Genomic DNA, 24497 nt, shown 5'->3' with positions numbered 1-24497 from the left:
AGCAGGCAAAATGCCAATTCATGTAGTATAACTACAAGCGTGCTACATCCTTGCCCATAAGAAGAGTCCAGCCCCTTGAATCTGCTGCAACACATCGCCCAGTCACGTCACCTGTTACGCAAGTCGGAGCTCAAGGTCGCCGACCACGTGCTGCTTGACCCTGCGGCGGTGATGCACAGTTCCATGGCCGATCTGGCCCACAGCGTCGGCATCAGTGAGCCGACGATCGTGCGCTTCTGCCGCGCCATCGGTTGTTCCGGTTTTCAGGACCTGAAACTGAAACTGGCGCAAAGCCTGGCCGCCGGTGCCAGTTTCGGCCAGTTTGCGATCCACGAAGACGACTCGGTCGCCGATTACAGCCTGAAGATTTTCGACACCACCCTGCACACGCTGATGGAGGTTCGGGAGAAGCTCGATCCGGTGGAATTGCAGCGTGCGGTCACGTTGATGTCCCAGGCGCAGCGCGTCGAGTTCTATGGCTTTGGCGCGTCCGGTGCAGTGGCGGCGGATGCCCAGCACAAGTTCTTCCGTCTGCTGCTGACCGCGGCGGCGTATTCCGACCCGCACATGCAGGCGATGTCGGCGGTGACCTTGAAACCGACCGATGTGGCGATCTGCATTTCCCAGTCGGGGCGCTCCAAGGATCTGCTGATCACCGCCAACCTCGTTCGCGAAAGCGGTGCCTCATTGATCACCCTGTGCCCGAGCCAGACACCGCTGGCCGAGCTGTCGACGGTCAATCTGGCAATCGATGTGCACGAAGACACGGAAATCTACACGCCGCTGACCTCGCGTATTGCGCACCTGGTGGTGATCGATGTGCTGGCGATGGGCGTGGCCATGGCGCGCGGGCCGAGCCTGGTCAATCACCTCAAAAGCGTGAAGCGCAGTTTGCGCAGCTTGCGCTTGTCGCCCAAGGCCGTGAAAGCCCTTGATGACTGAAGTGATCCAAGGTCGTTCCGACCTTGATCGCGAGCAGGCTCGCTCCATTTGGATTTCGATGCGACGCACAATTTGTGTTGCTGTAGATCCCTTGCAGGAGTGAGCCTGCTCGCGATGGCGTCCTGAAAAGCACCGCAACCCTGAGCAAGTTTCATCGCACTGTCATCCCCGCGCAGCCAAACCGTCATCCCCCACGCCTATCGTGAAACTCCCGTACTCGCCTTGGGAGAATCGAAATGGCTCAGCCCTACGAAGAACGCAACAGCGCCGCGAAAACCCGTCGTCAGCAAGAAGACCAGCGCCGCATGGAATTCCGTCGCGCCATCGAAGATCGTTTCGAACTTCGCCAGCTTCAGGCCGAGATCGGCGATTTTCCCGAGGTTAATCTCTGGCAGGCAGCGCCCGCAGCTTCCCGTCGAAACGCTCAACCAGCGCGCTGATCTGCGCACGCTCGCTGCGGATAAACGCCAGGAAGGCATGCGCCACCGGTGACAGACGTTTGGCTTTGGCCTGCACCAGGCACCAGCTACGCAGCAGCGGCAATTCCTCGACCGGCAACTCGACCAGCCCGCCGGTCGCCAGCTCCAGGTTCAGGGCGTGACGCGTCAACAGCGCCACGCCCAGACCTGCCAGCACACATTCGCGCTGAGCCTCGGCCGAGGCCACTTCCTGAGTCTGGGTGAAGTGCACGCGTTTCTCTTTGAAATACTCTTCGCACGCCAGCCGCGTGCCCGAGCCCTGCTCGCGAATCAGCAATGTATAGGGTTCAAGATCCTGCAGGCGTAACGGGCCCAGGTGCGCCAACGGGTGATCGGGACGTGCGACCGCAACAATCGGATTGTTCAGGAATGGCAGAAATTCGAGGCCCATGTCTTGCGGCACCATCGACATGATCACCAGGTCGTCGCGGTTGTCCGAGAGCCGGCGAATAACCTGACCGCGGTTGACCACGGTCAGTTGCAGATTGACCTCGGGGTGCTGGCGCTTGAACGCCGCAAACAAGTGCGGGACGAAATATTTGGCGCTGGATTCCACCGCCAGTTTCAGCTGACCTTGCAGCGAGCCCTGCATGTCCGACAGTTGCATGTCGAGGTTTTCCAGGCGTCCGAAAATATCGCGGCTGGCACGCTGCAGCGCTTCGGCTGCCTCGGTCATGTAGAGTTTCTTGCCGACATAATCGAACAAAGGCTGGCCGATCAGCTCTTCAAGCTGACGAATCTGTAGGCTGACGGCCGGTTGTGTGAGGGACATTTCATCCGCTGCGCGGCTATAGGAACGCAGATCACACACTTCGTTGAAGATCTGCAACTGGCGCAATGTCATACGCATCAAGGACTTACGCATTTTCGCAGGCTCTGAAATGTGGTCGATGTTTCAACTATAAGTCTTTACTTATGCATGACCCAATTTTTATTCATTTTTGTTAATCCCTTGTGAGCGCTAGTGTGGACCTGCGACCGAATTGAAACATTTGGTCACGCGTCGACCTGGGTCCAGCAGGTCGTGGTGCCACCGGCTCAAGGGAACCTCCAAGTGATAACAAAGATCCTGATCGCCAACCGTGGTGAGATTGCCGTACGAATCGTACGAGCCTGCGCCGAGATGGGCATTCGCTCTGTAGCGATTTTTTCCGACGCCGACCGCCATGCCTTGCATGTCAAGCGTGCGGATGAAGCTCACAGCATTGGCGCCGAGCCATTGGCCGGTTACCTCAACCCGCGCAAGCTGGTGAATCTGGCTGTTGAAACCGGCTGCGATGCGCTGCACCCCGGCTACGGCTTCCTCTCGGAAAACGCCGAACTGGCGGAGATCTGCGCCGAACGCGGAATCAAATTCATCGGCCCGTCGGCGGAAGTCATCCGGCGCATGGGCGACAAGACCGAAGCGCGCCGCAGCATGATCAAGGCCGGGGTGCCGGTCACGCCGGGCACCGAAGGCAACGTTTCGGGCATCGAAGAAGCCCTGGCCGAAGGTGACCGCATCGGTTACCCGGTCATGCTCAAGGCCACTTCCGGCGGTGGCGGTCGCGGTATCCGTCGCTGCAACAGCCGCGAAGAACTCGAACAGAATTTCCCCCGGGTCATTTCCGAAGCCACCAAGGCCTTCGGCTCGGCCGAAGTGTTCCTGGAAAAATGCATCGTCAATCCCAAGCACATCGAAGCGCAGATTCTCGGCGACAGCTTCGGCAACGTCGTGCACCTGTTCGAGCGTGACTGCTCGATCCAGCGCCGCAACCAGAAGCTCATCGAGATTGCGCCGAGCCCGCAACTGACTCCGGAACAGCGCGCCTACATCGGCGATCTTTCGGTACGCGCAGCCAAGGCGGTGGGATACGAGAACGCCGGCACTGTGGAGTTCCTGCTCGCCGAGGGCGAGGTGTACTTCATGGAGATGAACACCCGTGTGCAGGTGGAACACACCATCACCGAAGAAATCACCGGTATCGATATCGTTCGCGAGCAGATCCGCATCGCCTCCGGCTTGCCGCTTTCGGTGAAGCAGGAAGACATCCAGCACCGCGGTTTCGCCTTGCAGTTCCGCATCAACGCCGAAGATCCGAAGAACAACTTTCTGCCAAGCTTCGGCAAGATCACCCGTTACTACGCGCCCGGTGGTCCGGGCGTGCGCACCGACACGGCGATCTACACCGGCTACACCATTCCGCCGTTCTACGACTCGATGTGCCTGAAACTGGTGGTCTGGGCATTGACCTGGGAAGAGGCGATGGACCGTGGCTTGCGCGCTCTGGACGACATGCGTCTGCAAGGGGTGAAGACCACTGCTGCCTACTACCAGGAAATCCTGCGCAACCCGGAATTCCGCAGCGGCCAGTTCAATACCAGCTTCGTTGAAAGCCACCCGGAACTGACCAACTACTCGATCAAGCGCAAACCCGAAGAGCTGGCCCTGGCCATCGCCGCCGCCATCGCCGCCCACGCAGGCCTATGAATGAAACAGCTGCGAGCTTTTAGCTGCAAGCGGCAAGTAAGAGCAGATTGGCTTTTTCTTGCAGCTTTTCGCTTGAAGCTTGCCGCTATGAGGAGATACCAATGACCAAGAAGATCTTCGTTACCGATACCATCCTGCGCGACGCTCACCAATCGCTGCTCGCCACCCGCATGCGCACCGAGGACATGCTGCCGATCTGCGACAAGCTCGACAAAGTCGGCTACTGGTCGCTGGAATGCTGGGGCGGTGCGACGTTCGACGCCTGTGTACGTTTCCTCAAAGAAGACCCGTGGGAGCGTCTGCGCCAACTGCGCGCGGCGCTGCCTAACACGCGTCTGCAAATGCTCTTGCGCGGGCAGAACCTGCTGGGCTACCGCCATTACAGCGACGACGTGGTCCAGGCCTTCGTCGCCAAAGCCGCAGAAAACGGCATCGACGTATTCCGTATCTTCGACGCGATGAACGACGTGCGTAACCTGCGTGTGGCCATCGAAGCGGTGAAGGCTGCCGGCAAACATGCGCAAGGCACCATCGCTTACACCACCAGTCCGGTGCACACCATTGAGGCTTTCGTCGCCCAGGCCAGGCAAATGGAAGCCATGGGTTGTGACTCGGTGGCGATCAAGGACATGGCCGGTCTGCTGACTCCGTACGCCACGGGCGAACTGGTCCGCGCACTGAAAGCCGAACAGTCGCTGCCGGTGTTCATCCACTCCCACGACACCGCAGGCCTGGCGGCCATGTGTCAGCTCAAGGCCATTGAAAACGGCGCCGATCACATCGACACCGCGATCTCCAGCTTCGCCTCCGGTACCAGCCACCCGGGCACCGAGTCGATGGTCGCGGCGCTCAAGGGCACCGAGTTCGATACCGGTCTCAACCTCGAACTGCTGCAAGAGATCGGCCTGTACTTCTACGCCGTGCGCAAGAAGTACCACCAGTTTGAAAGCGAATTCACCGCGGTAGACACCCGTGTGCAAGTCAACCAGGTGCCGGGCGGGATGATTTCCAACCTGGCCAATCAGTTGAAAGAGCAGGGCGCGTTGAACCGCATGGGCGAAGTGCTGGCGGAAATTCCGCGGGTGCGTGAAGACCTCGGCTTCCCGCCACTGGTAACGCCGACTTCGCAGATCGTCGGTACCCAGGCGTTTTTCAACGTGCTGGCGGGCGAGCGTTACAAGACCATCACCAATGAAGTGAAGCTTTACCTGCAAGGCGGTTATGGCAAGGCGCCGGGTGTGGTCAACGAAAAACTGCGCCGTCAGGCGATCGGCAGCGAAGACGTCATCGACGTACGTCCGGCCGATCTGCTCAAGCCGGAAATGACTAAGCTGCGTGCCGATATCGGTGCTCTGGCGACCTCGGAAGAAGACGTGCTGACCTTCGCCATGTTCCCGGACATTGGTCGCAAATTCCTTGAGGAACGTGCCGCCGGCACCCTGACGCCGGAAGTGCTGTTGCCGATTCCTGAGGCGGGCGCTGTTGCCTCTGCGGGTGGTGAGGGCGTGCCTACCGAGTTCGTTATCGATGTGCACGGCGAAACCTACCGCGTCGATATCACCGGTGTGGGCGTCAAGGCCGAGGGCAAGCGGCACTTCTATCTGTCAATCGATGGCATGCCGGAAGAGGTGGTGTTCGAGCCGCTCAACGAGTTTGTCAGTGGTGGCAGCAGCAAGCGCAAGCAGGCGTCGGCGCCGGGGCATGTCAGCACGACCATGCCGGGCAATATCGTCGATGTGCTGGTCAAGGAGGGCGACACTGTGAAGGCGGGTCAGGCGGTGCTGATTACCGAGGCGATGAAGATGGAGACGGAGGTTCAGGCAGCGATTGCCGGCAAGGTGGCGGCGATTCATGTGGTCAAGGGCGATCGGGTGAATCCGGGTGAGATTTTGATTGAGATCGAAGGGTGAGTTAGCGCTTCGATGTAATGGTTTAAACCTCGGGGGGGCATGTGCTCCCCTTTTTTTTGGCTTTTTGACTTGGCGGCCTGTGGGCCGACCAGGCTCTTGGGGTTTTGGGTGAATATCCGTTGCTTCGGGGGTCTCTTCTGGCGGTTCCGCTTTTACAGCGGGTCACTTTGGCAAACGCCCCAAAGTAACCAAAAGTCTTGCTCCTACGTACGGCCCTCGCAGGCTCGGGTCCCTTCGCTCCGGGACTGATCCGGGCGCAGCGGCTACGGTTTGCTGCGCTGCACCTCCTTCCGCTGTGTCTGGCTGCGCCAGACGGTCGCTGCGCTCCCACGCCCGGATCAATCCCTCCGCTCAGCCTTCCGACGTCGCCGGTGAATCAAGATCAAAAGCAGGCGAGCTGACACTCGGCCTATTGAGTGGTGAGAAGCGCCGCATGGCTTGAGATCTTCGGTGGATTCGCCCCTCATCGGAACGCTGCCCGCCCAGCCCTCTCCTGAGGAAGAGGGAGCCGATTTTGGTTGGCTTCGAAGTTTGCGTACGACTCGGTATTTGAAGTCGACGTAACTTTCACATCCACCGCGGTCAGGTCCCCTCTCCCTTTGGGAGAGGGCTAGGGTGAGGGCTTTTTACTGAATCACTGCATTCAGGCTAATTAACCACCATCAAAACGCCATCCGCCACTGTCCCATCACGCCATGAGTCCGGCTGTCATTGCCTGCTTCGGCTGTGAGGCCGAAGCCGACGGTGTGGTTGGCGGAGAGGCCGAGGTCGAGTCCGGTGTCGATGGACAGGCTATTGCGGTCCAGTGCGGCGCCGGCGACTTCGAAGCGTTTTCCGCCTTCGATCAGTTGTTGGTGCGTGTGGTTGTCGATTTCGCCGAAGGTGTGTTTCCAGCCGGCGCTGAAGCGCGGGGTCAGGCGCATGCCGTTGTCCAGGCGGGTGGTGTGGGCGGCGCGCAGGCCGAAGGTGCTGCTGAGGTTGCCGCGGGTTTGTTCGAAGACTTCGAGGGCTGCGTCGCCGCCTTTCTCGCGGTAGCTGTCGCGCTGGTAGCGTTGATAGCCGAGGCTGGCGAAGGGTTCGAGGGTAGCGTTGTGGCGGCCGAAGTTGTAGCCGAGTTCGGCGAAGGCTTGCTGGGTGTTGGCGTTGTAGTTGCCCTGCAGGCGGTCGCTGAAGCCGTTGAAGGCGACGCGGCGTTTGCTGCTGCCTTCGTGGCTGGCCCAGGTTGCGCCGAGGCGCAGGGCCATCGGGCCGTCCTGGCGTACGGCGTAGGCGCCGAGGTGCCAGCTGTCGAGGTCGCCGTCGTATCGGCGGGCGTCGAGTCGGGTTTGCGATTTGCCGCCGAGCAGGCCGACATGCCATTGCTCATCGAGCCGCCAGTCGGTCCCCAGGACCAGACCGTGGGTAGCGTGCTTGAGGGTGCTGTCGACATCGCGATCGACCTTGCCGCCATGGCCGAGTGCCTGAATCCATACCCGGCCGGTGTCGGCAGCGGCGGATGCCTGGCGAGGCGAGTTGGCCGATGTGTACGTTCCGTCCGAGTTGTTGCTCAACTGCTGCATCGCCGAGAGCATGCTGGCGCTCACGGGCGTAATGCTGCTGAGGGTGGCTTTGGCGAGGTTGGCGTTGCTGCCGGCGGCGAGTTGTTCGAGGGCGATGGGGGCGGTGGTCTTGTCGCTGGACAGGAGTGCGGCGACTGCGGTGTTTGCCGGTTTCGTTAATACAGCCGCGGGCTGATCGGCTGCTTGCTCTGCCTGTGCGGTGACGGTTTCTTCGTTGATAGCGACGGGTAAGGATTCGGCAATGGGCATTGACGCCAAAGCTGAAGCCGCTATTGAGGCCTGTTCCGGTGCAATCGAAGCGGTAGAGGTAGAGGTAGAGGTAGAGGTAGAGATAGAGTCCGGGGTTTGAGTTGGGGTTGAAGAAAGCAATGGCGCGGCGAGCTCGTCAATGCTCTCGGCGACCGCGCGGCCGGCGTCAGTCGTAGCCACCTCTTCCAGCGCCACGTCATTCCGGGCATAGGTGAGCCCGACCGATTTCTTGTGGTATTGAGGTGTAGCGGTCATGAACGCGAGGTTATTGCGAATGGTGCCGAACTCACCTTCCACCGCACCCGCTTCGATAACTTTGTACTGGCTGCTCTGCGGGTACTCCCCCTGCGCTGCGACGATATTCAAGGTGGCGCCGGCGAGCGCGGCAGTGCCATCGACCTTGATCGTTTGACTGCCAGAAGGCGTGACCTCATACGCCAGCTCGGCGGTTGGCGCCAGGCGCAGATCGCCTTTGACCCGCGGCGCCCCCAGCGCTCCGTTGACGGTAAGCAGCCCGCCGACTTGCAGATTCGCTACCGTGCCTTTGCCAGCGAAGCTGCCGCCGTTATCGACATAGACATCGCCTTTGATACTTCCCAGGCTGGTCAGGGCCGTGCCACCTTGAACCAGCACACCTTCCTTGAAGTCTCCCCTGGAATTCGACGTCCAGTCGCCCTTGGCAACGACCAGCCCGTTGAAGTTGCGTGTGTCTTTCAACACACCGCCCTCGGTGGCATCAAGAAACAGGACATTGTCGCCCTCGCCACCGTCCAGTCGGCCGGTGAAGCTGGCACCGTCCTTGAGGCTGATCAGATCGTTGACCGCAGTGCCCTTGAAGGTTTTCTGCGCGGTTTCGAAAACGATGGGCACCGTTCCCGGATCACTGAGAAAGCTCTGAAGTCGTTCAGCAGCCTTCTCCTTGGCGCTGGCTTCGGTTGGCTGCGGTGCCGCGATGTTTGCAAACGGTTCAGCGGCTTCGGGGGGTTGCTCGGCGTTGGCAAACTCTACGCAACCGAGGGCCAGGGAAATGGCCAGCGCCAGGTGTTCTGGTTTACATCCGTGTTGAGTACGCATCAAGGAAAGCCTTTTCCAGAGAGTGAAGACTCAACTCTATGGAGGCCCTCAAAAGTCCGCTGTCGGCTGCTTCTCGTACATGTGCAGGCGACGTCGGAGCGTATCGGATGAAAAAGTCCGGCAGTTTCGACACCGGACCTTTTTTACGCGGCTTACTGGGTGCTTTTTCCTACAGCCAGGCCGGGCTGCCGTGGCGGTCGAGGTGCTTAAAAGCTCATCTGCCACTGCCCGATCAGCCCGTGGTTGCGGCTGTTGCTGCCGATCTCGCCGCTGTAACCCAGGCCCAGCGAATGCCGTGCCGAGACTCCGACATCAAGCCCGGCTTCCAGCATCAGGCTGTCGCGATCCAGCGCGCTGCCCTCGACATTGAACGCCGTGCCGCCGGTCACAAACGCCTGGCGCGTCGAGCTGCTGACATCGCCATAGGTGTGTTTCCAGCCGAGGGCCATGCGTGGGGTGACGCTCATGCCGTTGTTCAGACTGCTCAAGTGCGCCAGCCGCAAGCCGAGAGTGCTGCTGAAATTGTCCTGGATCTGGCTGTCGATTTGCAGCGCCGCGGCGCCGCCCTTTTCCTGATAGCGGTCGCGGTGGTAGCGCTGGTAACCGAGGCTGGCAAACGGTTCGGCGCTGAGCCGGCCGCTGCCCATGGCGTAGCCGAGTTCGGCGAAGGCTTGTTGGCTGTCGGCGTCGTAGTCGCCTTTCGGACGATCGCTGAAACCGTTGAAAACGATGCTGCGCTGGCTGTCGCCTTGGTGAGCGCTGTACGCAGCGCCGAGGCGCAGGGCGAGCGGGCCGTTCTGATGCAGCGCATAAACCCCGGCGTGCCAGCTGTCGACCTCGCCATCGACGCCGCTGGCATCCAGATCGGTCTGCGAGTAACCGCCGAGAACGCCCACGCGCCAGGCCGGGTTCAGCGCCCAGTCGGCACCGAGCAAGCTGCCCTGGGTGCGTTGCTCCAGACCACTGCTGCCATGTTCGCCATCAAGTTTGCCGTAGCCGCCGATGCCTTGCAGCCAGAGGCGGCCGCGAGCGTTCGGGTCATTGAGATTGCGTGCCGCCGCCGGCACGCCACTGGCGGCCAGCACCGGCGTGTCGCGCTGATCGAGACCGACCAGCAAACCCGGCCCGGCCATTTGCTGCATCGCTGCGAGCATGCTGCTGCCGACCTGACTGCTGGCACTGAGCGTGGCGCTGGTCAGGTTGGCATTGCTGGTCCCGGCCAGTTGTTCGATTGCCGCACCGGCGCTGTTTTGAGTGGTGTTGAGCAAGGCGTTGTATAGCGCATTGTTTTTGCCGATCGAGGCCAGGCTGTTGGCGGCATTGTTGCCGTTGGCAGTCGTGGCGAACTCATTGAATGCTATGTCGTTGCGGGTGTAGGTCAGGTCGACCTGAGTCGCGGTGTAAGCGAGGGTTGGCGTCAGGAATGCGTAGTCGCTGGTGACCTGGCCGAACGTGCCGTTGACTTGTGCCGCTTGCAGCACGGTGTAGTGGCTCTGCCAAGGGTAGCTGCCGCTGCCGGGATTCACCGCGAGTGTCGCGCCATTGAGGTTGGCGACACCGCCGACGACTACCGGCGCGCTGCTGCCGTCAGCGTTGACGCCGTAGGCGAGGGTGGCGGCTTTGCCCATGGTCAAATCGTGAACAATGGTCGCGCGCCCCAGGCGGGTGTCGGTGCGCAGGGTGCCGTTGACGTTGAGGCTGCCCACCGAGCCGCCCCCGGCATACACGCCGCCGGCATCGACAGTCAGGGTGCCGGCGATGCCGCCGTGGTTGATCAGGGTGGCGCCATTGCGAACTACGCCGCCATCGCTGAAGTCACCGCTGCCGTTCAGCGTCCAGGCACCTTGGCGGACCTCCAGCCACTCGAAGTTGCGGCTGGCGCCGAAATCGCCACCGAGCGCATCGTCCATGACCACCTGATCGGTGCCGCTGCCGCCATCGACGATGCCGATGAAGCGGCTGCCGTTGCGCAGCGTCAGGCGGTCATCGCCACCGCCCAGGTCCAGCGCCAGGCCATTGCTGCCACTGATGGTGCCGCCGTTGATCACGCTGTCGGCGAACTCGCCGACGAACTTCACGCCAAAACCGTTCAGGCCTTCGATGCGACCGAAGTTTTCCAGCGTGGTCGCGGCCAGCCCCGAATTTCCGCTGCCGTCGTCGACCAGAATCGCACTGTCGGCGCCGCTGATCAGCGCGCCGCTGGCGTTGAGAATGTAGCCGCCACCCAGAGCGATGCCTTCGCTGCCGTTGGCGAAGCCGGCCTTGTCCACGCCACCGGCGCCGACACCTTGAATGGTGCCGTAGTTTTCGATGTGGGCGAGGTTGTCGATGTCCACGCCATCGCCGTCACCGTTCGCTTGCAGGCCCGAATACGCGCCGGTGATAGTGCCGTGGTTGATCACCGTGCCATCGCCGTCGGAGCCGAATCCGGAACCGTTGCGTCCAGTGACCTGGCCGTAGTTGATCAAGGTCGCGCCGAGGTCGGTGGTGATGCCGTGACGGCCGCCGGAAATCACGCCGTAGTTAGTGATCGAAACGCCGCTGGCGGTATCGATGTCGACGCCGTCGAACTTCTGATCGGCATTGTGCGAATCGCCCGTGGAGATCTCACCGTAGTTGGTGAGGCTGGCGTTGGCGCCGGTTTTCATGCCGTCGCTGGCCTCGCCGCGAATCAGCCCGCCGGCGCGATTGATGATCGTGGTCTTCACCGCGTCGCTGCGCAGCGCATCCAGATCCAGACCCTGGCCGGTGGTCGAACGGATCACCCCGCTGTTGTCGATCAACAGGCTGCCGCTGATGAAGTTGCTGTCGATGCGCAAAGCATCGTTGGCCCCCAGAATCTGCCCGCCACTGCGGTTGTAGATCGCGTAATTGCGCGCTTTGCTCTCATCGCCACTGCTGTCGATGGCCCGGCCACCGCTGGAGACGATCTTGCCGGCGTTATTGATCACCACACCGGCACCGCTGGTGCTGTCTTTAAGGCTCACCGCCTTGCCGTCGTGGGTGATACTGCCCGGCGCCGAAATCGTCAGCGTGTCGCTGCCGCCCAGGGTTTGCGAGGCGGTGGTGGCGGTGTCGATCTGCACGGTTTTACCGTGAGCAGTGGTGGCGGTGATCAGCAGGGCAATAGCGAGAGACAGGCGCTGTGGCGGAAACGGCATGAAGGGACGGCCTTTTTCTTATGGACGGGCCGTCCTGTATAGCGAGGGGTTTTTACAGAATGATGTCGGAGGCGATCTGCATTATGTTGCGCGCCGTCCCGGCTGGCCGTGTCATGATCTGCATCATATTGCAGATGAAGCGCTCCCAATTCTTTCTCATATGCACTATATTGCGTTCACTATCCAAAAAACGCTGGATCGAATGCATTTAAATGCAGACAGGCGAAACCATGTACAACCTGACCTTACAGATTTTCACGGCCGGTATCTGGCACGACGCGATGGTTCTGAGCTTCGATGATCCTGAAAAGGGCTTCGCGAGTCGCTGCAGCTTCGGCTATGAGACGGACTACCTCGCGGAAAACATCGAAGCCATAGGCTCGCCTTTTTCCAAGGCGGTGAGTGCTCTGTATCCGTTGGATTGGGATGGTCGGCGCTCCGAGACTCCGGCATTTGTCCACGACATTGCCCCCGCAGGCGCAGCCAGGCGGTTTCTGCTTGCACGTCTGGGGCAGGAAAAACCGGCGGATATCAGCGCCGATCTGTATCTGCTCGGGCGCAGCACCCCGGCCCCCATCGGCAACATGCGCATCAAGGAGTCTGCTGCGGCTGTGGATGAACGCAAGCCTATCGGCTTCAAGCGTGAAGACGTCATTCACCGTGACCAGCGCTTTCTTGAGTATGCCTACGAATTGGGCGCGGCAATCGGTGGTGCTACCGGGGCAGGTGGGGAAGCACCGAAATTATTGCTGGTCGAAAATCACGCGGGTCTGTTGTACCCCGACGCGGTATTGAGTGATGAAGACGTCAGGCAGCATTGGTTCGTGAAGTTTGCCCGCAACCGAGGAGGGCTGACCGATCAGGACATCCTGCGCAGCGAATTCCATTACTACAAGGCGCTGCAGACGCTGGGCATCGACACGATCGCGGAGGACGGCCTGGCACTGGAGGAGGCGAACAAACCGAGTTTGTGGATGCACCGCTTCGACCGTAGTGTCCAGAACGGCGAAGTCAGCCGTTTTGCTGTCGAATCGATTTATTCGCTGGCTCAGGTGACGACACAGGGCAGCGCCATGAATCATCTGGAGGTTATCCGCCTGCTTGCCGGTCTCTGGCGTACAGCGGGGCAAACCAGCCAGATTCCTGACCTTGTCGCGGATTATTTGTGTCGAGACCTGATCAACAAGATTCTCGGTAATTCGGATAACCACGGGCGCAACACCGCGATCATTCGCGAGGCAGACGCTTTTCGCCTTGCGCCGATTTATGACCTGGCGCCAATGGTCATGGACGATGAAGGCGTGACCCGTACCACCAAATGGCCAAGAGAGCTTGAGAGGGCGGGAGACATCGATTGGCGAGGCGTGTGCCGCGCACTGGTGGATATTGCCGAGCCAGGCGACCCGACGGCAGTGAGTGACGAGTCAATGCTGTTTGAGCGCTTGCGCCAAGAGGCTCAACGCCTGTCGGCGCTGCCGGATATTCTGGCTGACAGCGGTCTGCCAGCCAGAACAATGAACCATCCCGGCGTCCACCTGAAAAATCTGCAGCAACGCTTGAATGATTGGGGATTGAAATGAGCCTGTCTGTGGCTGAGCGCACGGCGCTCATCGAAAGCATCCAGCAAGCCCTGGCCCAAGGCACGCTGGACATCGGCGAAGCCGTGCGTCGACTACGGGTGGAAGTGACCGGTTTGCATCAGACCCAGTTCGCGCGGATGTGCAAGATCTCGGTGCGGACGCTGGTGCATATCGAACATGGCGAAGGCAATCAGACGCTCAAATCGTTGAATGCCGTGTTTCGTCCGTTTGGTATGAAGATGGGCGTGGTGCGGATTCACCGGGATAACAGCTGACTCCCGCACGGGGCAGGGGCTCGCTGTTTCAACTACGCCGAACGTACGCCTTGCCGTAATGCCGTTCCATCTTCGCCTGAATCAGCTCCAGCCCGATCGACATCAGCCAATAGATGATCGCCGCGGTGGTGAGCATTTCGATATAGCGATAGCTCGAGCGGCCGTACGACTGGGCGAGGAACATCACTTCCCAGACGCCCATCACCGAGATCAGTGACGAGTCCTTGAGCATCGAAATGAATTGGTTGGTGGTCGGCGGAATGATGGTGCGCATGGCCTGGGGCAGGGTGATGCGCCAGAAGATCACCGTTTCACGCATACCCAGTGCCAGCGATGCTTCGCGTTGGCCGTGATCGACGCCGAGAATGCCGGCGCGAAAGATCTCGCTGAGGTAGGCGCCATAGTTCAGCGACAGGGCGATGATGCCCGCGACAATGGCACCGGGGACGAGGCCCAGTTGCGGCAGGCCGAGGTAGATCAGCAGGATCTGGATCAGCAGCGGTGTGCCGCGAAAGAACGAGGTGTAGAAACTGGCGATGCCGAACGCCACGGCACTGCTCGACAGGCGCGCCAGTGCCGTGACGAAGCCCAGCAGCGACGAGGCGACAATCGAGCACAAACACAGAAACAGCGTCAGCGCCGCGCCTTGCAGAAAGCCGTTGGGCGCCAGATGCAAGCCGACGAGGTTGGGCAGCTTGTCGAGGATGATCGAGAACTTCAGATCGAAGCTCAGGAAGAATCCGGCGAACAGGCAGAACAGCGCAGCCCATGTCAGGTACAGCCGTGTGCGAAAACCGAACAGGCGCTGCAGGCGTGATTCAACCACCGGTTGCGGTGGCTGTGGCGGTGTCTGGAAAGAAGTCATTGACTGATATCGGCGCCGATCCATTTTTGCGACAACTGGCTCAGGGTGCCGTCCTGCTTGAGTTGCGCAAACACTTCACGGACTTTCGCGTCCCACTGCGCGTCGCCCTTTTCGATGGCCACCGAATTCGGCTCGGAGTACAACGCCGCGCCGGCCAGCTTGAAGCGTTTGTCCTGATTCAGGCGTGGCTGCGCGGTGACCAGGTTGGTGAGGATTGCATCAAGACGCACGCCGGCGCCGAGCCCCAGATCCTGAAACGCGACGTTGTCGGTGTCGTACGGGGCGATCTGCACATCCTCGAACGGATACTGCAGCTGCGTGTCTTCGGCACCTTCGATGACCAGGTTCTTGTTCAGATAGCTTTCGTAACTGGAGGCGCTGGTCAGGCCGACTTTCTTGCCGCTCAGGTCCTTGGCCCCGTGAATGCGATCATCCTTGGCATTGACCACGATCACCGCCGGCGAGGCGTAGTACTCGACCGGGAAGTCGAAGACTTCGGCGGCCTTGCTCGGTGTCATCGAGCAGATGCAGATGTCGTAACGCCCGCTCCAGCGTCCGGCTGCAATGACATCCCAGGATGGCGTCTCCAGGCGCAGTTTCACGCCCAGTTTGTCGGCGACGGCTTTGGCGACATCGACGTCGAAACCGTCGAGCTGGTTCTGATCATTGAGAAACGAGAACGGTGGGTAGCTTTCCATCAGCACGCCGACCAGTTCTTTGTTCTGCTCGATGCGATCCAGCGTGGCGCCGGCAAAAACCTGTGTCGAAGCGGCGAGCAGGGTCAGGCCCAGAGCCAGTAATGGTTGCAGTTTCACGGGCGATCCCTGAGCAAAAAAAGAGGTTGTCATTAACCGAATGGTGAGCATTAAATAGTTATAACAAAGACTCTGGTAGTGAGTTTTTTTCATAAGCATATGAGTGAAAAGCATATGGGCGCAGCAAGCACAGTAATTCTCGATGGCGGCATGGGCCGTGAGTTGCAGCGCGCCGGGGCGCCGTTTCGTCAGCCAGAGTGGTCGGCGCTGGCGTTGAGCGAAGCACCGCAGGCGGTCGAGGCGGTGCATGCCGCGTACATCGCCAGTGGCGCCAACGTGATCACCACCAACAGCTACGCCGTGGTGCCGTTCCATATCGGCGAAGCACGCTTCGCCGCTGAAGGCCAGGCGCTGGCGGCATTGGCCGGCGAACTGGCGCAACGCGCGGTAGAAGCCTCGGGTCAGTCCGTGCGCGTGGCGGGTTCATTGCCGCCGCTGTTTGGCTCCTATCGCCCGGATCTGTTCGAGGCCTCGCGAGTCAGCGAGTTGCTGGCGCCATTGGTTCAGGGACTGGCGCCGCACGTGGATCTGTGGCTGGCGGAAACCCAGAGCTCGACCGTCGAAGCCCGAGCCATCCACGCCGGATTGCCGAAGGATGGCAAGGCATTCTGGCTGTCGTTTACCTTGAAAGATGAAGACACCGATGAGGTGCCGCGCCTGCGTTCCGGTGAGCCGGTCGCTGACGCGGCGGCGGTGGCGGCTGAACTGGGTGTGGAGACGCTGCTGTTCAATTGCAGTCAGCCGGAAGTCATCGGCGCAGCGATTGACGCGGTGCGCGCGACCTTCGAGCGTCTCGGGGCGAGCATCCATATCGGCGCCTACGCCAATGCGTTTCCGCCGCAGCCCAAGGAAGCCACGGCCAACGACGGCCTCGATCCGTTACGCGAAGACCTCGACCCGCCGGGATACTTGCAGTGGGCGCGGGATTGGCAGCAGCGCGGCGCCAGTCATTTGGGCGGTTGCTGCGGCATTGGCCCGGAGCACATCGCGGTGCTGGCGCAGCAACTGCGTCGTTGAGCCATACCCGGCCAATTGGAGCGAGCCTGCTCGCGAAAGCGCTGGGTCAGTCGATGCCAATGTGACTGATCTGCCGTCTTCGCGAGCAGGCTCGCTCCACAGGGGCGTCTGTGAAGATTAAGTTCGGCACTCGGCCAGGGTTTTCGCTTGCCCCGAGGGTGTCTGGTTCGCCTCTGAAAGCCAGCGCTCGAAGCCTGCGCCAATCGCCGGCCACTCCGAATCGAGAATCGAATACCACGCGGTGTCGCGGTTCTGGCCTTTGACCACCATGTGCTGACGGAACACCCCTTCGAAGCTGAACCCCAAACGCTCGGCTGCGTATCTGGAGCGGGCGTTGCCGTTGTTGCATTTCCATTCGAGACGGCGATAACCGAGCTCAAAGGCATATTGGCCCAGCAGATACACCGCCTCGGTGCTTTTCGGCGAGCGCTGCATTGGCGCACCGAACGTGACGTGACCGATTTCGATGCGGCCCTGCGCCGGAACAATCGACATCAGGCTGAGAATGCCCTGCACCTGACCGGTTGCCCGATCGACAACGCTGAAAAAATACGGGTCGCTGTTGGCCGCGTGATTGTTCAGCCAGTCATTGAATGCACCACGCTCGGGAAATGGGCCGTACGGCAAATAATCCCAGAGTTTCGGGTCGGCACCGGGGCCTTCGAGGGCGGCGTACAGCTCATCGGCATGCCGCGCCGGGTCGAGTTTTTCCAGGCGGATAAAGCGGCCTTCCAGCAGGGTGGCGGTGGGGGCGGGGACGCCTTTCCAGTCAGCGAGTGAAGCGGTCATGTGCGCGTCTCCTTAAAGGGCTTTGCGAAACTGGATAAGGCCCGGGCGTTCGGCGATCCGTTCGTAGAGCTGGATCGCCGTGGCGTTGGTTTCGTGGGTCAACCAATGGACTTTGCCACAGCCGTCGGCCTTGGCGGTGGCGTAGACGTGTTCGATCAGCAGCCGGCCGACGCCACTGCCACGGGTTTCAGGAGCCACCAGCAAATCCTGCAGGTAGCAGGAGTTTTCTATGCTCCAGTTCGAGCGGTGATAGATGTAATGCACCATGCCCACCGCTTCGCCGTTGGCCCAGGCCAGCGCGGCATGGGTGGGTTCGTTCGGCTCCAGAAAGCGCTGCCAGGTACTGTGCGTCACGCTGTCCGCCAGTTCGGTGTTGTAGAAACGCAGGTACGCCTGCCACAACGGCAGCCACGCGGCATGGTCAGCGGCGCTGACCGGGCGAATGTCGATCTGACTCATGGTGATTTCCTTAACGCATCAAGCGGGCGAGGGTTTGATCGTTGACGTCGGGGCTGGCGGCGAGGCCGTCGCGCACCCCGGCAATGTCTGCGGCACTGCGGTTCTGGCTGAGCTTGCGTTTGCCCTCGAGACGCTCGATCGGAATGGCGAAACCGACAATGGCCTTGAGCATGCCGTCGATGTAATCGGCAGGTGCGTCGGCGACGGCCCAGGGTTGCGCCCGGCCGGCTTCGTGGCGGTCGGTGAGGGTGCTGACGATGTCGAGCAAGCGCCCGCCATCGCTGAAGGTCTCGGCATGCCCGTAGGCGTGCACGGCAAGGTAATTCCAGGTCGGCACGACTTTGCCGTGTTCGGCCTTGCTCGGGTAAAAGCCCGGGCTGACGTAGGCGTCGGCGCCGGCAAAGATCAGCATGGCTTCGGCACCGCCGCGCAGATCTTTCCACTGCGGGTTGGCCTTGGCCAGATGCCCGTACAGCGTGCCGTATTCGCCTTGTTCACGATGCAGCAGCACCGGCACGTGGCTAGCCTGAAGGCCGTTTTCGCCATGGCTGACGAGAATGGCGAGGCGGGTGGCGAGGATCAATTCATGCAACTGAGACAGATCGTCGATGGCAAAAGCGCGAGGTGTGTACATGGACAGAATTTCCTTGGCGAATGCCTGCATCCTAGGCAGGCTATTGGTCTGTTGTAAGAGCCATTGCCGACCAATTTCATAGGTCCATTGTCATGCCCGATTCAGCGCCCTTGTCCATGCCGTTCAATCCGGCCGGTATTGAACTTGATCGCCGTCTGGGTCTGAGCCGCCAGCTTTATCAGGCTCTGCGCCTGCGGGTTCTGGATGGACGCCTGGCGAGTGGCACGCGGTTGCCGGCCAGTCGTGATCTGGCGGCGGCGCTGGGCATTTCGCGCAACAGCGTGGTGCGCGCTTACGATCAACTGTATGCCGAAGGGTTTATCGAAGGGCGAGTGGGCGACGGTACTTATGTCGCGCAATTGGTGCCGGCAGCCACGCCGCCGAAAAAACTATCCACAAAACTGTCCACAGGCTTTTCAACAGGCTTACCCACAGCCTTATCCACAAATTGGCTGGATTTGCCTGTGGTTTCATCCAGTAAAGTTATCCACAGCGGCAGTTTTTCGCGCATCGAAAGCAATCATTTACCACGACCGCCGAGCGGCCCGCCACGGGCATTCCGGGTGGGCGTTCCGGCGTTCGATCTGTTTCCTTTTGACGTCTGGGCCAAGCTGAATGCGGCTTTCTGGCGCAAGCCAGACCTGGAGCAGTTGTGCTACGGCGATCCCTCCGGCGATCAGCGTTTGCGCGCAATGATCGCCGCGTACTTGCGCAGCTCACGCGGCATGCAGTGCTCAGCTGAACAAATTGTGATCACCAGTGGTGCACAACAAGGCATTAGCCTTTGTGCACAGTTACTGGTGGAGCCGGGCGACAGTGTTGCGATCGAAAATCCAGGTTACCGCGCCGCCGGGCATGCCTTTGCCGTGGCGGGTGCGCGTTTGCGCGGAATTGCCGTGGACGCCGAGGGCATGAACTGCTCGGCGTTGTCGGCCAGCGACGACTGCCGCGTAGCCTACGTGACGCCGTCGCACCAGTACCCGACCGGCGTGGTGATGAGCCTGGCGCGGCGCCTCGAATTGCTGGCGTGGGCCGAGCGCCGCCAGGGCTGGATCGTCGAGGATGACTACGATGGTGAATACCGTTACACCGGGGCGCCGCTGGCACCGTTGGCAGCACTCGATCGTCAGGGTCGGGTTTTATACGTCGGCACGTTCGGCAAGGTCGCGTTCCCGGCATTGCGTCTCGGTTATCTGGTGTTGCCGCCGGCATTGGTGGATGGCTTCTCGCAACGCCGCGCAGTGGACGTCCGGCACTCCGAAGTCAGCACTCAAGCGGTGATGGCCGAGTTCATGGCCGCCGGGCATTTCCAGCGGCACATCCGGCGCATGCGCCGGGCCGCACTGAGCCGCCGCAATACGCTGCTCGACGGCTGGCCACGTGAAATTGAAGGGGTGGGCGAATTGCCCGCCGTCTCGGCCGGGCTGCATTTGACCGTGGTCGTCGATAGCCTCGAACGCGAGCGGCAACTGATTGAACAGGCCGCCGGCGTCGAGGTGGAAATCAATGGCTTGAGCGGTTACTGGCTCCCGGACTCCAGCACCCCGGCGGATCAGCGCGCCGGGCTGGTGCTGGGTTTCGCCGCAGTGCCGGAACCTGCGATCAAAGCGGCGCTGACCCGCTTGCGGCAGGCGTGGCGGGTGTAATAAACAGCGCCTGCGCAGACCTGTCGGAAATCTTGCTGCGATGGATATTGATCAGCGCCTGATTGTTGAGGTTGCGCGGCTCATACGCACCGCCCATGAACCGTTGCCCGACGGTTTTCATATGGCCCTCGGGAAACGGCACGACGGGCGCCTGCGCGCTGGCGTAATGAAAATGCGCGTAACACAACGCCTTCTGGGTCCGGGCGTCGCGGATTTCGTACTCGTCGAGAAAACTCAGAGGCTTGCCCTTGAGCCGACGGCGCGTCACCGTCTGGGCAATCGTCACCTCGCGCTGATCTTTGAGCCATTGGATGCCAGCGGCTGTCGGCGGCTGTTGCTTGACCATTCTGATTCGCGTGCGGGTGCCTTTTTCCATCAGGCTGTTGGCGGCCTCGTCCAGCTTGTGGCTGAGCGCCTCGGTCGGTTGTTTCAGGTCGGCGGTCAGGTTGCTGGCGGTCAAGGCTTCGTCGATGGCTGCGTTGGCAGCGCGCAGCAGGGCAGCTTGCGCGTGGTATCTCTCCTCGACCTCGACCGGAATCCGCTGGCCACGTTTGAGCTGGGCTTCGACCCTTCGGTGAAAAGCGGCCAGGTCGTCGACCAGCGCCTGGCCTTCACGGATACTTTTGCGCAGATCAGGACTGGCCTTGGGCGGCGCAGGTTTGATGGTGCGCTGCTCGACCCAGACACCCGGTGATTGTTCTTCGAAGGTGGCGATGACCCCGGTCAAGGTGGTGCGTATTTCCACCAGGCCGGTATCCGCACCGTCGAGGCTCTTCTTGCGTTCGCCGACCAGCGTGCCCCTGGATCGGGTCTTGATGATCCGGCGCGCCGATGTCGAGGCGGTGGCTGCTCGCGAAGGGCCGGGCATCGGTTCGAGCAAATGTCTGTAACGCAGTAGCTCCACCAGTTTTGTATCGGCACGGGTCTTGAACTCGCTGACGCGCTGACGCACCAGCTCCAGGCGCTCGGTATTGAGGTGCTCGGGATAATCGATGAGCAGATCGCCAAGACGTTGATCGATGGAAGTGAACCGTTCGGCAGCCGTGCTCAGTACATCGGTGCGCTCGCGCAGGTTGTCGAGACTCTCGTCGGCGGTCAGGTTCAGCGTGCTCTGGATACTCAGCGCCGCTTCCTCGATCAGCGTGCTCAGGCTTTGATACGCGTTGGCGCGCTGCGCCGAATCACTGGCCTTGACGCAGATTTCCTGGCCCAGGCTGATCTGCAACAGCTTGAGGTCATCAAGATCATATCCAGGCAGTGCGTCACGATAGGTCCTGATGACTTCCACAGCGTCTCTGCCAAGCAGGGTCAGCTCATTGAAGCGGCTCTGGGCCAGCTCCATTTTTTCGATGATGGCCTGGGTTTGTGCGGTCATTTTTTCGAAGGTCTCGACGAACGCCTGAGCTTCGAAGCGGGACTCGTCGGCAAGCATTGTCTGCATGGATTTCAAGCAGGACTGAAAGTCCTTCGAATGCAGCTCGAGCCATTCCTGGCCGAGAAACAACAGCATCTCCAGCCTCTGGATCATCGCCGTGCGGTAATTGGCAACGGGCTCCTTGTGATTCAATGCCTTGATCTGTTCGATGTTTTTGCCATACGCCTTGCTTTGTGCCTCGAGCGTCGCCAGATATCGCTCGCGCGCCTCGGCGCTGGTCGCCGGTAACGCTTGGGTGAATGCAGTGTGGTCGGCGTTGCGCTGGTCTCGCTTGGCATCCATGGTCTTGTCGAAAGCAGTAATCTCGGCTCTCAATTTCCTCGCACTCATCTGGTTGATTTTCTGCAGTTCCTGCAGGGCGCTGTCGAGCCCGCCACCGCGCAGGCGCAAACGCAGGTCCACCACCCATTCGCCATTGGCCGTGCGGCTGAGGAGCGGCCCGACACGCGCGGCTTTCTGTCGCGAGTCGATAATCTGCACGTCGCCATGTTCATTGAGCATGACTTCGAACCAGCGCTTGCCTACGGCGACAAACCATTGCTTCTGTCGCGGAAAAAGATGCCTGTGCGGACCATCGCCGGCCGCCGGACCGATGCCTCGGGGTTTGGCGATCTGGAAACTTTCGAGCAGCGTCGCGAGGGCGACCGGCGAGCGTTTCAGTGGTGTGTAGCGGTTCACCGAAATCTCATGAGCAATGGGCAGTGCGCCGTCGGTAACGTCAGGCAACTGCGTGGGTTTGCTGGCGAGCAGTCTGGTCGAAGGCGTGGCGTCAGATTCTTTCTCGATGATCGGATCGCTGGGAAGCCGGTCGCCGACCGCTGCGCGATGGGCCAGCACCATGCCCAGCGCCAGCAGGATGTCGGCGACCGCGGCCCAAGCGGTTTTGCCGGATTGCTCATTGGCCACGTCGCTGATTTCTTGCAGATCGTCCATGATCTGCCAGATCCATGCGGCTGCACCGAGGCTGCGGCCCATGAACGGTAATGCGGCGTTGAACAGCAGCCAGCCGCCATGCTTGAGCGTTGCCCAGCGCGCCTCGGCATCCGATACCGATTGACGATCGGCCTGGGTAATCACTGCCTTGACGTTGCGCTCGTGCAGGGTCGTCAGCACATGGCTTTCAATAGTCGCCATCGCCAATGCGACGGCGCCGGACATGTCGAGGGCTGCAGTGGGGTTGACCAGTAGTTGGGGGATTGTCCATACCGAAGGCAGGCTGGCGGTGAACACGAACTGGCTGTAATTGAAGCGCACATCATCGGGCAACCACGCCAGCACCGACTCACGCAAATCGCGAGAATGCTGGATCTGGTAAAGCAGGTTGGCGTGGGACGGGAATTGCATCAGCGCCATTTCGAACAGTGGCCGATACAGCAGACACGGCCCTTTGCCGACCTCGCGCGGACCAATGATGAACATGTTTTCGACCGTGTCGGCCTGGGTGCTGGAGCGATGGGCAATGAACGCCAGCGGGCGGATAACGATTTCATCGCGACCGACGTGGCGTTCATCGTCGGTGTTGGCCAGCGCTGCAATGACATAGCGATAACCCTGCTCGGTGATGCCGGCCTTGCCTTGTATCTTGTGTTGCAGCGCCAGCAACGGCAGTTCGATGGGTAATTGGCTGATGTAGAGCTGTTGCAGCGCTGCAGCTTGTTCGCTTTCGTCGATCAGCACCTTTTGCAGATGCGAGGGGTAGGTTTTGCCAATGTCGACGCTGCTCACCCATTGTTCCAGATAGCTGGCGGTCATCCACTGCGGTACATCGCTGCCATCCTTGTATTGCACGGTCTTGTTGCCGATCGGCTGTCCCGCCAGGTTCTGCAACGCCAGCTCGATCAGGGTCAGCGTGCGGGTCTGAGTATTGCCCGGCAAGACGAACGTGCCCCAGACCACCAGGCTGGTGATGGTGATTTGAATGTCGTCAATCCTTACCTCGCCAGCGTTCGGATGGTCCTTGAGCATCTGTTTTTTCAGCGCATCCTGGGTAAACGCTTGCAAGCTGACGACTTCGCTCTGGAAGGTTTTGCCGCGGTTGGTATGTTGTACCGTGGCCAGGTCCAATAAATGTCGGCTGTAGCGGGTTTGATCGGCTGCCGGTGCGTTGTCCAGCCACGCAGGCAACATCGGCCGCAGTAGCTCCATATGCGGCTTCAAACGCGGCGTCGGTGCGTGCGGATTACCCGCTGTCCCGGCATGCGGATAGCTATTGCGCAGGCTGGCGCCCTGAAAAAAATTGATCGAGCCCACGGCGTCGGCTTCCAGAGCGATCAGCGCACACGCCTGGTAATCGAAAAAGTCGCCCTGCGGCTCGACCAGTCGCCATTTCAGATCGGTGCTCGCGGCGGCGTCCCAATAGCGGCGTGGCAAGGACTCGCCGAGTTCTTCCAGCGACTCGAAGTTCTTGAAACCGTGAATCACCGAATGCGTCATGATCACCGTGCGCTTGCCATCGCTGCCTATCATTACCGCGGTATCGAGCAAGGTCAGATGTTGCTGCGTATCGCCTTCGCCTTGGTCCACATCGATCAGGCAGGCACGTGTCTTGTATTTGTCGTTGGGCAGTCGCCCGGCCTTGTCGGGATGCTGGTAGACCGCTGCAACCATCGCCTGCTGAACGGTGTCTCGGTCAGGTGCCGCGTCGCTGCTCCACAGGTTGCGCAGGGCTTGCGACATCTGTTGCCAGCGTGGCTGGCCGGGGTAGGTGAAATCGTCCCAGTAGCGCACGTGCTGCTCTTTGTAAGCGATGAACAACAAGGGTGCCAATTGATTGAGTAACTGGCCGATGGCACTGATCTTGACCGGTAACTGAACGGCGGACAGCTGGTCGGGCTGCAAGGTCAGGTAATGTTCGTCGTCGAGGTAGGTCACGGTGGTGCCGGAAAGCGCCAGGCGCACCAGTGTGTCGGTCAACGACTCAACGAGATGGCGACCGGGGACCACTTGATCGGCCTGAAGGCGCCATGTGGGTCTGACCACCATGCTCGACTGCGGGTCGATATCCTGCTCCGGGTACAGTTTTTTCAAGGCCGGGCGCAAGGTTTTCGAGGCGACTTCTCCCAGCGACGGGCCGGTGACCAGTTGCGTGACGACATCGACAGCGCTGGGCGAGGGAATTTCAGACATGGGCAACTCCTG

Annotated in this window: 17 protein-coding genes; 8 read left to right on the top strand and 9 right to left on the bottom strand. The window is 60.7% G+C overall.

Annotation, left to right across the window (positions count from 1 at the left end; all coding sequences use genetic code 11):
• Window positions 1–75 precede the first annotated feature (75 nt).
• Both hexR and BLU52_RS24640 read left to right on the top strand, forming a co-directional pair.
• Entirely contained in the window at window positions 76–942 is an 867-nt protein-coding gene (gene hexR / locus BLU52_RS24645; RefSeq protein ID WP_007962240.1) for a transcriptional regulator HexR, read from the top strand.
• Between the two features lie 236 nt (window positions 943–1178).
• Window positions 1179–1382 (top strand): PA3496 family putative envelope integrity protein, encoded by a 204-nt coding sequence (locus BLU52_RS24640; RefSeq protein ID WP_090287706.1) that lies wholly within the window; start codon window positions 1179–1181, stop codon window positions 1380–1382.
• Here the strand turns inward: BLU52_RS24640 and BLU52_RS24635 are convergent.
• Window positions 1324–2286, bottom strand: a complete 963-nt coding sequence (locus tag BLU52_RS24635; protein ID WP_090287704.1) for a LysR family transcriptional regulator — start codon at window positions 2284–2286, stop codon at window positions 1324–1326. The genes BLU52_RS24640 and BLU52_RS24635 overlap by 59 nt on opposite strands.
• Before the next feature lie 189 nt (window positions 2287–2475).
• On the opposite strand from BLU52_RS24635, the gene BLU52_RS24630 reads away from it, so the two are divergent.
• Window positions 2476–3891 carry an acetyl-CoA carboxylase biotin carboxylase subunit gene (locus BLU52_RS24630; RefSeq protein WP_090287702.1) on the top strand — a complete coding sequence of 472 codons (1416 nt, stop codon included), beginning with the start codon at window positions 2476–2478 and terminating at the stop codon, window positions 3889–3891.
• A 101-nt stretch (window positions 3892–3992) separates the two neighbouring features.
• Window positions 3993–5801: a sodium-extruding oxaloacetate decarboxylase subunit alpha gene (oadA, locus tag BLU52_RS24625; RefSeq protein WP_090287700.1), complete on the top strand. Its 1809-nt coding sequence runs from the start codon at window positions 3993–3995 to the stop codon at window positions 5799–5801.
• Window positions 5802–6463: 662 nt separating this feature from the next.
• On the opposite strand, the gene BLU52_RS24620 is transcribed toward oadA, so the two are convergent.
• Together BLU52_RS24620 and BLU52_RS24615 are read right to left on the bottom strand one after the other, a co-directional pair.
• The gene (locus tag BLU52_RS24620) at window positions 6464–8683 is read right to left on the bottom strand and encodes an autotransporter outer membrane beta-barrel domain-containing protein (RefSeq protein WP_090287698.1); all 2220 of its coding nucleotides are present in this window, start codon (window positions 8681–8683) and stop codon (window positions 6464–6466) included.
• A gap of 206 nt (window positions 8684–8889) precedes the next feature.
• Window positions 8890–11844, bottom strand: a complete 2955-nt coding sequence (locus BLU52_RS24615; RefSeq protein WP_090287696.1) for an autotransporter outer membrane beta-barrel domain-containing protein — start codon at window positions 11842–11844, stop codon at window positions 8890–8892.
• A 230-nt stretch (window positions 11845–12074) separates the two neighbouring features.
• On the opposite strand from BLU52_RS24615, the gene BLU52_RS24605 reads away from it, so the two are divergent.
• A complete protein-coding gene (locus tag BLU52_RS24605; RefSeq protein WP_090288676.1) occupies window positions 12075–13424 on the top strand; it encodes a HipA domain-containing protein in 1350 nt (449 codons plus the stop codon).
• A complete protein-coding gene (locus tag BLU52_RS24600) occupies window positions 13421–13699 on the top strand; it encodes a helix-turn-helix domain-containing protein (protein ID WP_090287690.1) in 279 nt (92 codons plus the stop codon). Before BLU52_RS24605 ends, BLU52_RS24600 begins: the two co-directional genes overlap by 4 nt.
• 28 nt (window positions 13700–13727) lie before the next feature.
• Here BLU52_RS24600 and BLU52_RS24595 read toward each other — a convergent pair whose 3' ends face one another.
• Both BLU52_RS24595 and BLU52_RS24590 read right to left on the bottom strand, forming a co-directional pair.
• Window positions 13728–14564 (bottom strand): amino acid ABC transporter permease, encoded by an 837-nt coding sequence (locus tag BLU52_RS24595; RefSeq protein WP_090287688.1) that lies wholly within the window; start codon window positions 14562–14564, stop codon window positions 13728–13730.
• Entirely contained in the window at window positions 14561–15379 is an 819-nt protein-coding gene (locus tag BLU52_RS24590) for a transporter substrate-binding domain-containing protein (protein ID WP_090287686.1), read from the bottom strand. Before BLU52_RS24590 ends, BLU52_RS24595 begins: the two co-directional genes overlap by 4 nt.
• Before the next feature lie 114 nt (window positions 15380–15493).
• Here BLU52_RS24590 and BLU52_RS24585 point away from each other — a divergent pair, with 114 nt between their 5' ends.
• The gene (locus tag BLU52_RS24585; protein WP_090287684.1) at window positions 15494–16396 is read left to right on the top strand and encodes a homocysteine S-methyltransferase family protein; all 903 of its coding nucleotides are present in this window, start codon (window positions 15494–15496) and stop codon (window positions 16394–16396) included.
• A gap of 117 nt (window positions 16397–16513) precedes the next feature.
• Here BLU52_RS24585 and BLU52_RS24580 read toward each other — a convergent pair whose 3' ends face one another.
• The 3 genes from BLU52_RS24580 to BLU52_RS24570 are packed head-to-tail and all read right to left on the bottom strand — an operon-like array spanning window position 16514 to window position 18278.
• The gene (locus BLU52_RS24580; RefSeq protein ID WP_090287682.1) at window positions 16514–17185 is read right to left on the bottom strand and encodes a GNAT family N-acetyltransferase; all 672 of its coding nucleotides are present in this window, start codon (window positions 17183–17185) and stop codon (window positions 16514–16516) included.
• Between the two features lie 12 nt (window positions 17186–17197).
• Window positions 17198–17644: a GNAT family N-acetyltransferase gene (locus tag BLU52_RS24575; protein ID WP_090287680.1), complete on the bottom strand. Its 447-nt coding sequence runs from the start codon at window positions 17642–17644 to the stop codon at window positions 17198–17200.
• A gap of 10 nt (window positions 17645–17654) precedes the next feature.
• The gene (locus BLU52_RS24570) at window positions 17655–18278 is read right to left on the bottom strand and encodes an FMN-binding negative transcriptional regulator (RefSeq protein WP_090287678.1); all 624 of its coding nucleotides are present in this window, start codon (window positions 18276–18278) and stop codon (window positions 17655–17657) included.
• 92 nt (window positions 18279–18370) lie between these two features.
• Here BLU52_RS24570 and pdxR point away from each other — a divergent pair, with 92 nt between their 5' ends.
• Window positions 18371–19924: a MocR-like pyridoxine biosynthesis transcription factor PdxR gene (gene pdxR / locus BLU52_RS24565; RefSeq protein ID WP_090287676.1), complete on the top strand. Its 1554-nt coding sequence runs from the start codon at window positions 18371–18373 to the stop codon at window positions 19922–19924.
• On the opposite strand, the gene BLU52_RS24560 is transcribed toward pdxR, so the two are convergent.
• Window positions 19881–24485: a phage tail tape measure protein gene (locus BLU52_RS24560; protein WP_090287675.1), complete on the bottom strand. Its 4605-nt coding sequence runs from the start codon at window positions 24483–24485 to the stop codon at window positions 19881–19883. The two genes, pdxR and BLU52_RS24560, sit on opposite strands and share 44 nt — an antisense overlap.
• Between the last annotated feature and the right edge of the window lie 12 nt (window positions 24486–24497).

Source organism: Pseudomonas granadensis, from assembly GCF_900105485.1.
GTDB lineage: Bacteria > Pseudomonadota > Gammaproteobacteria > Pseudomonadales > Pseudomonadaceae > Aquipseudomonas > Aquipseudomonas granadensis.
The sequence above is the reverse complement of the archived record's forward strand: the minus strand, read 5'-3'. Positions and strand labels throughout refer to the sequence as shown.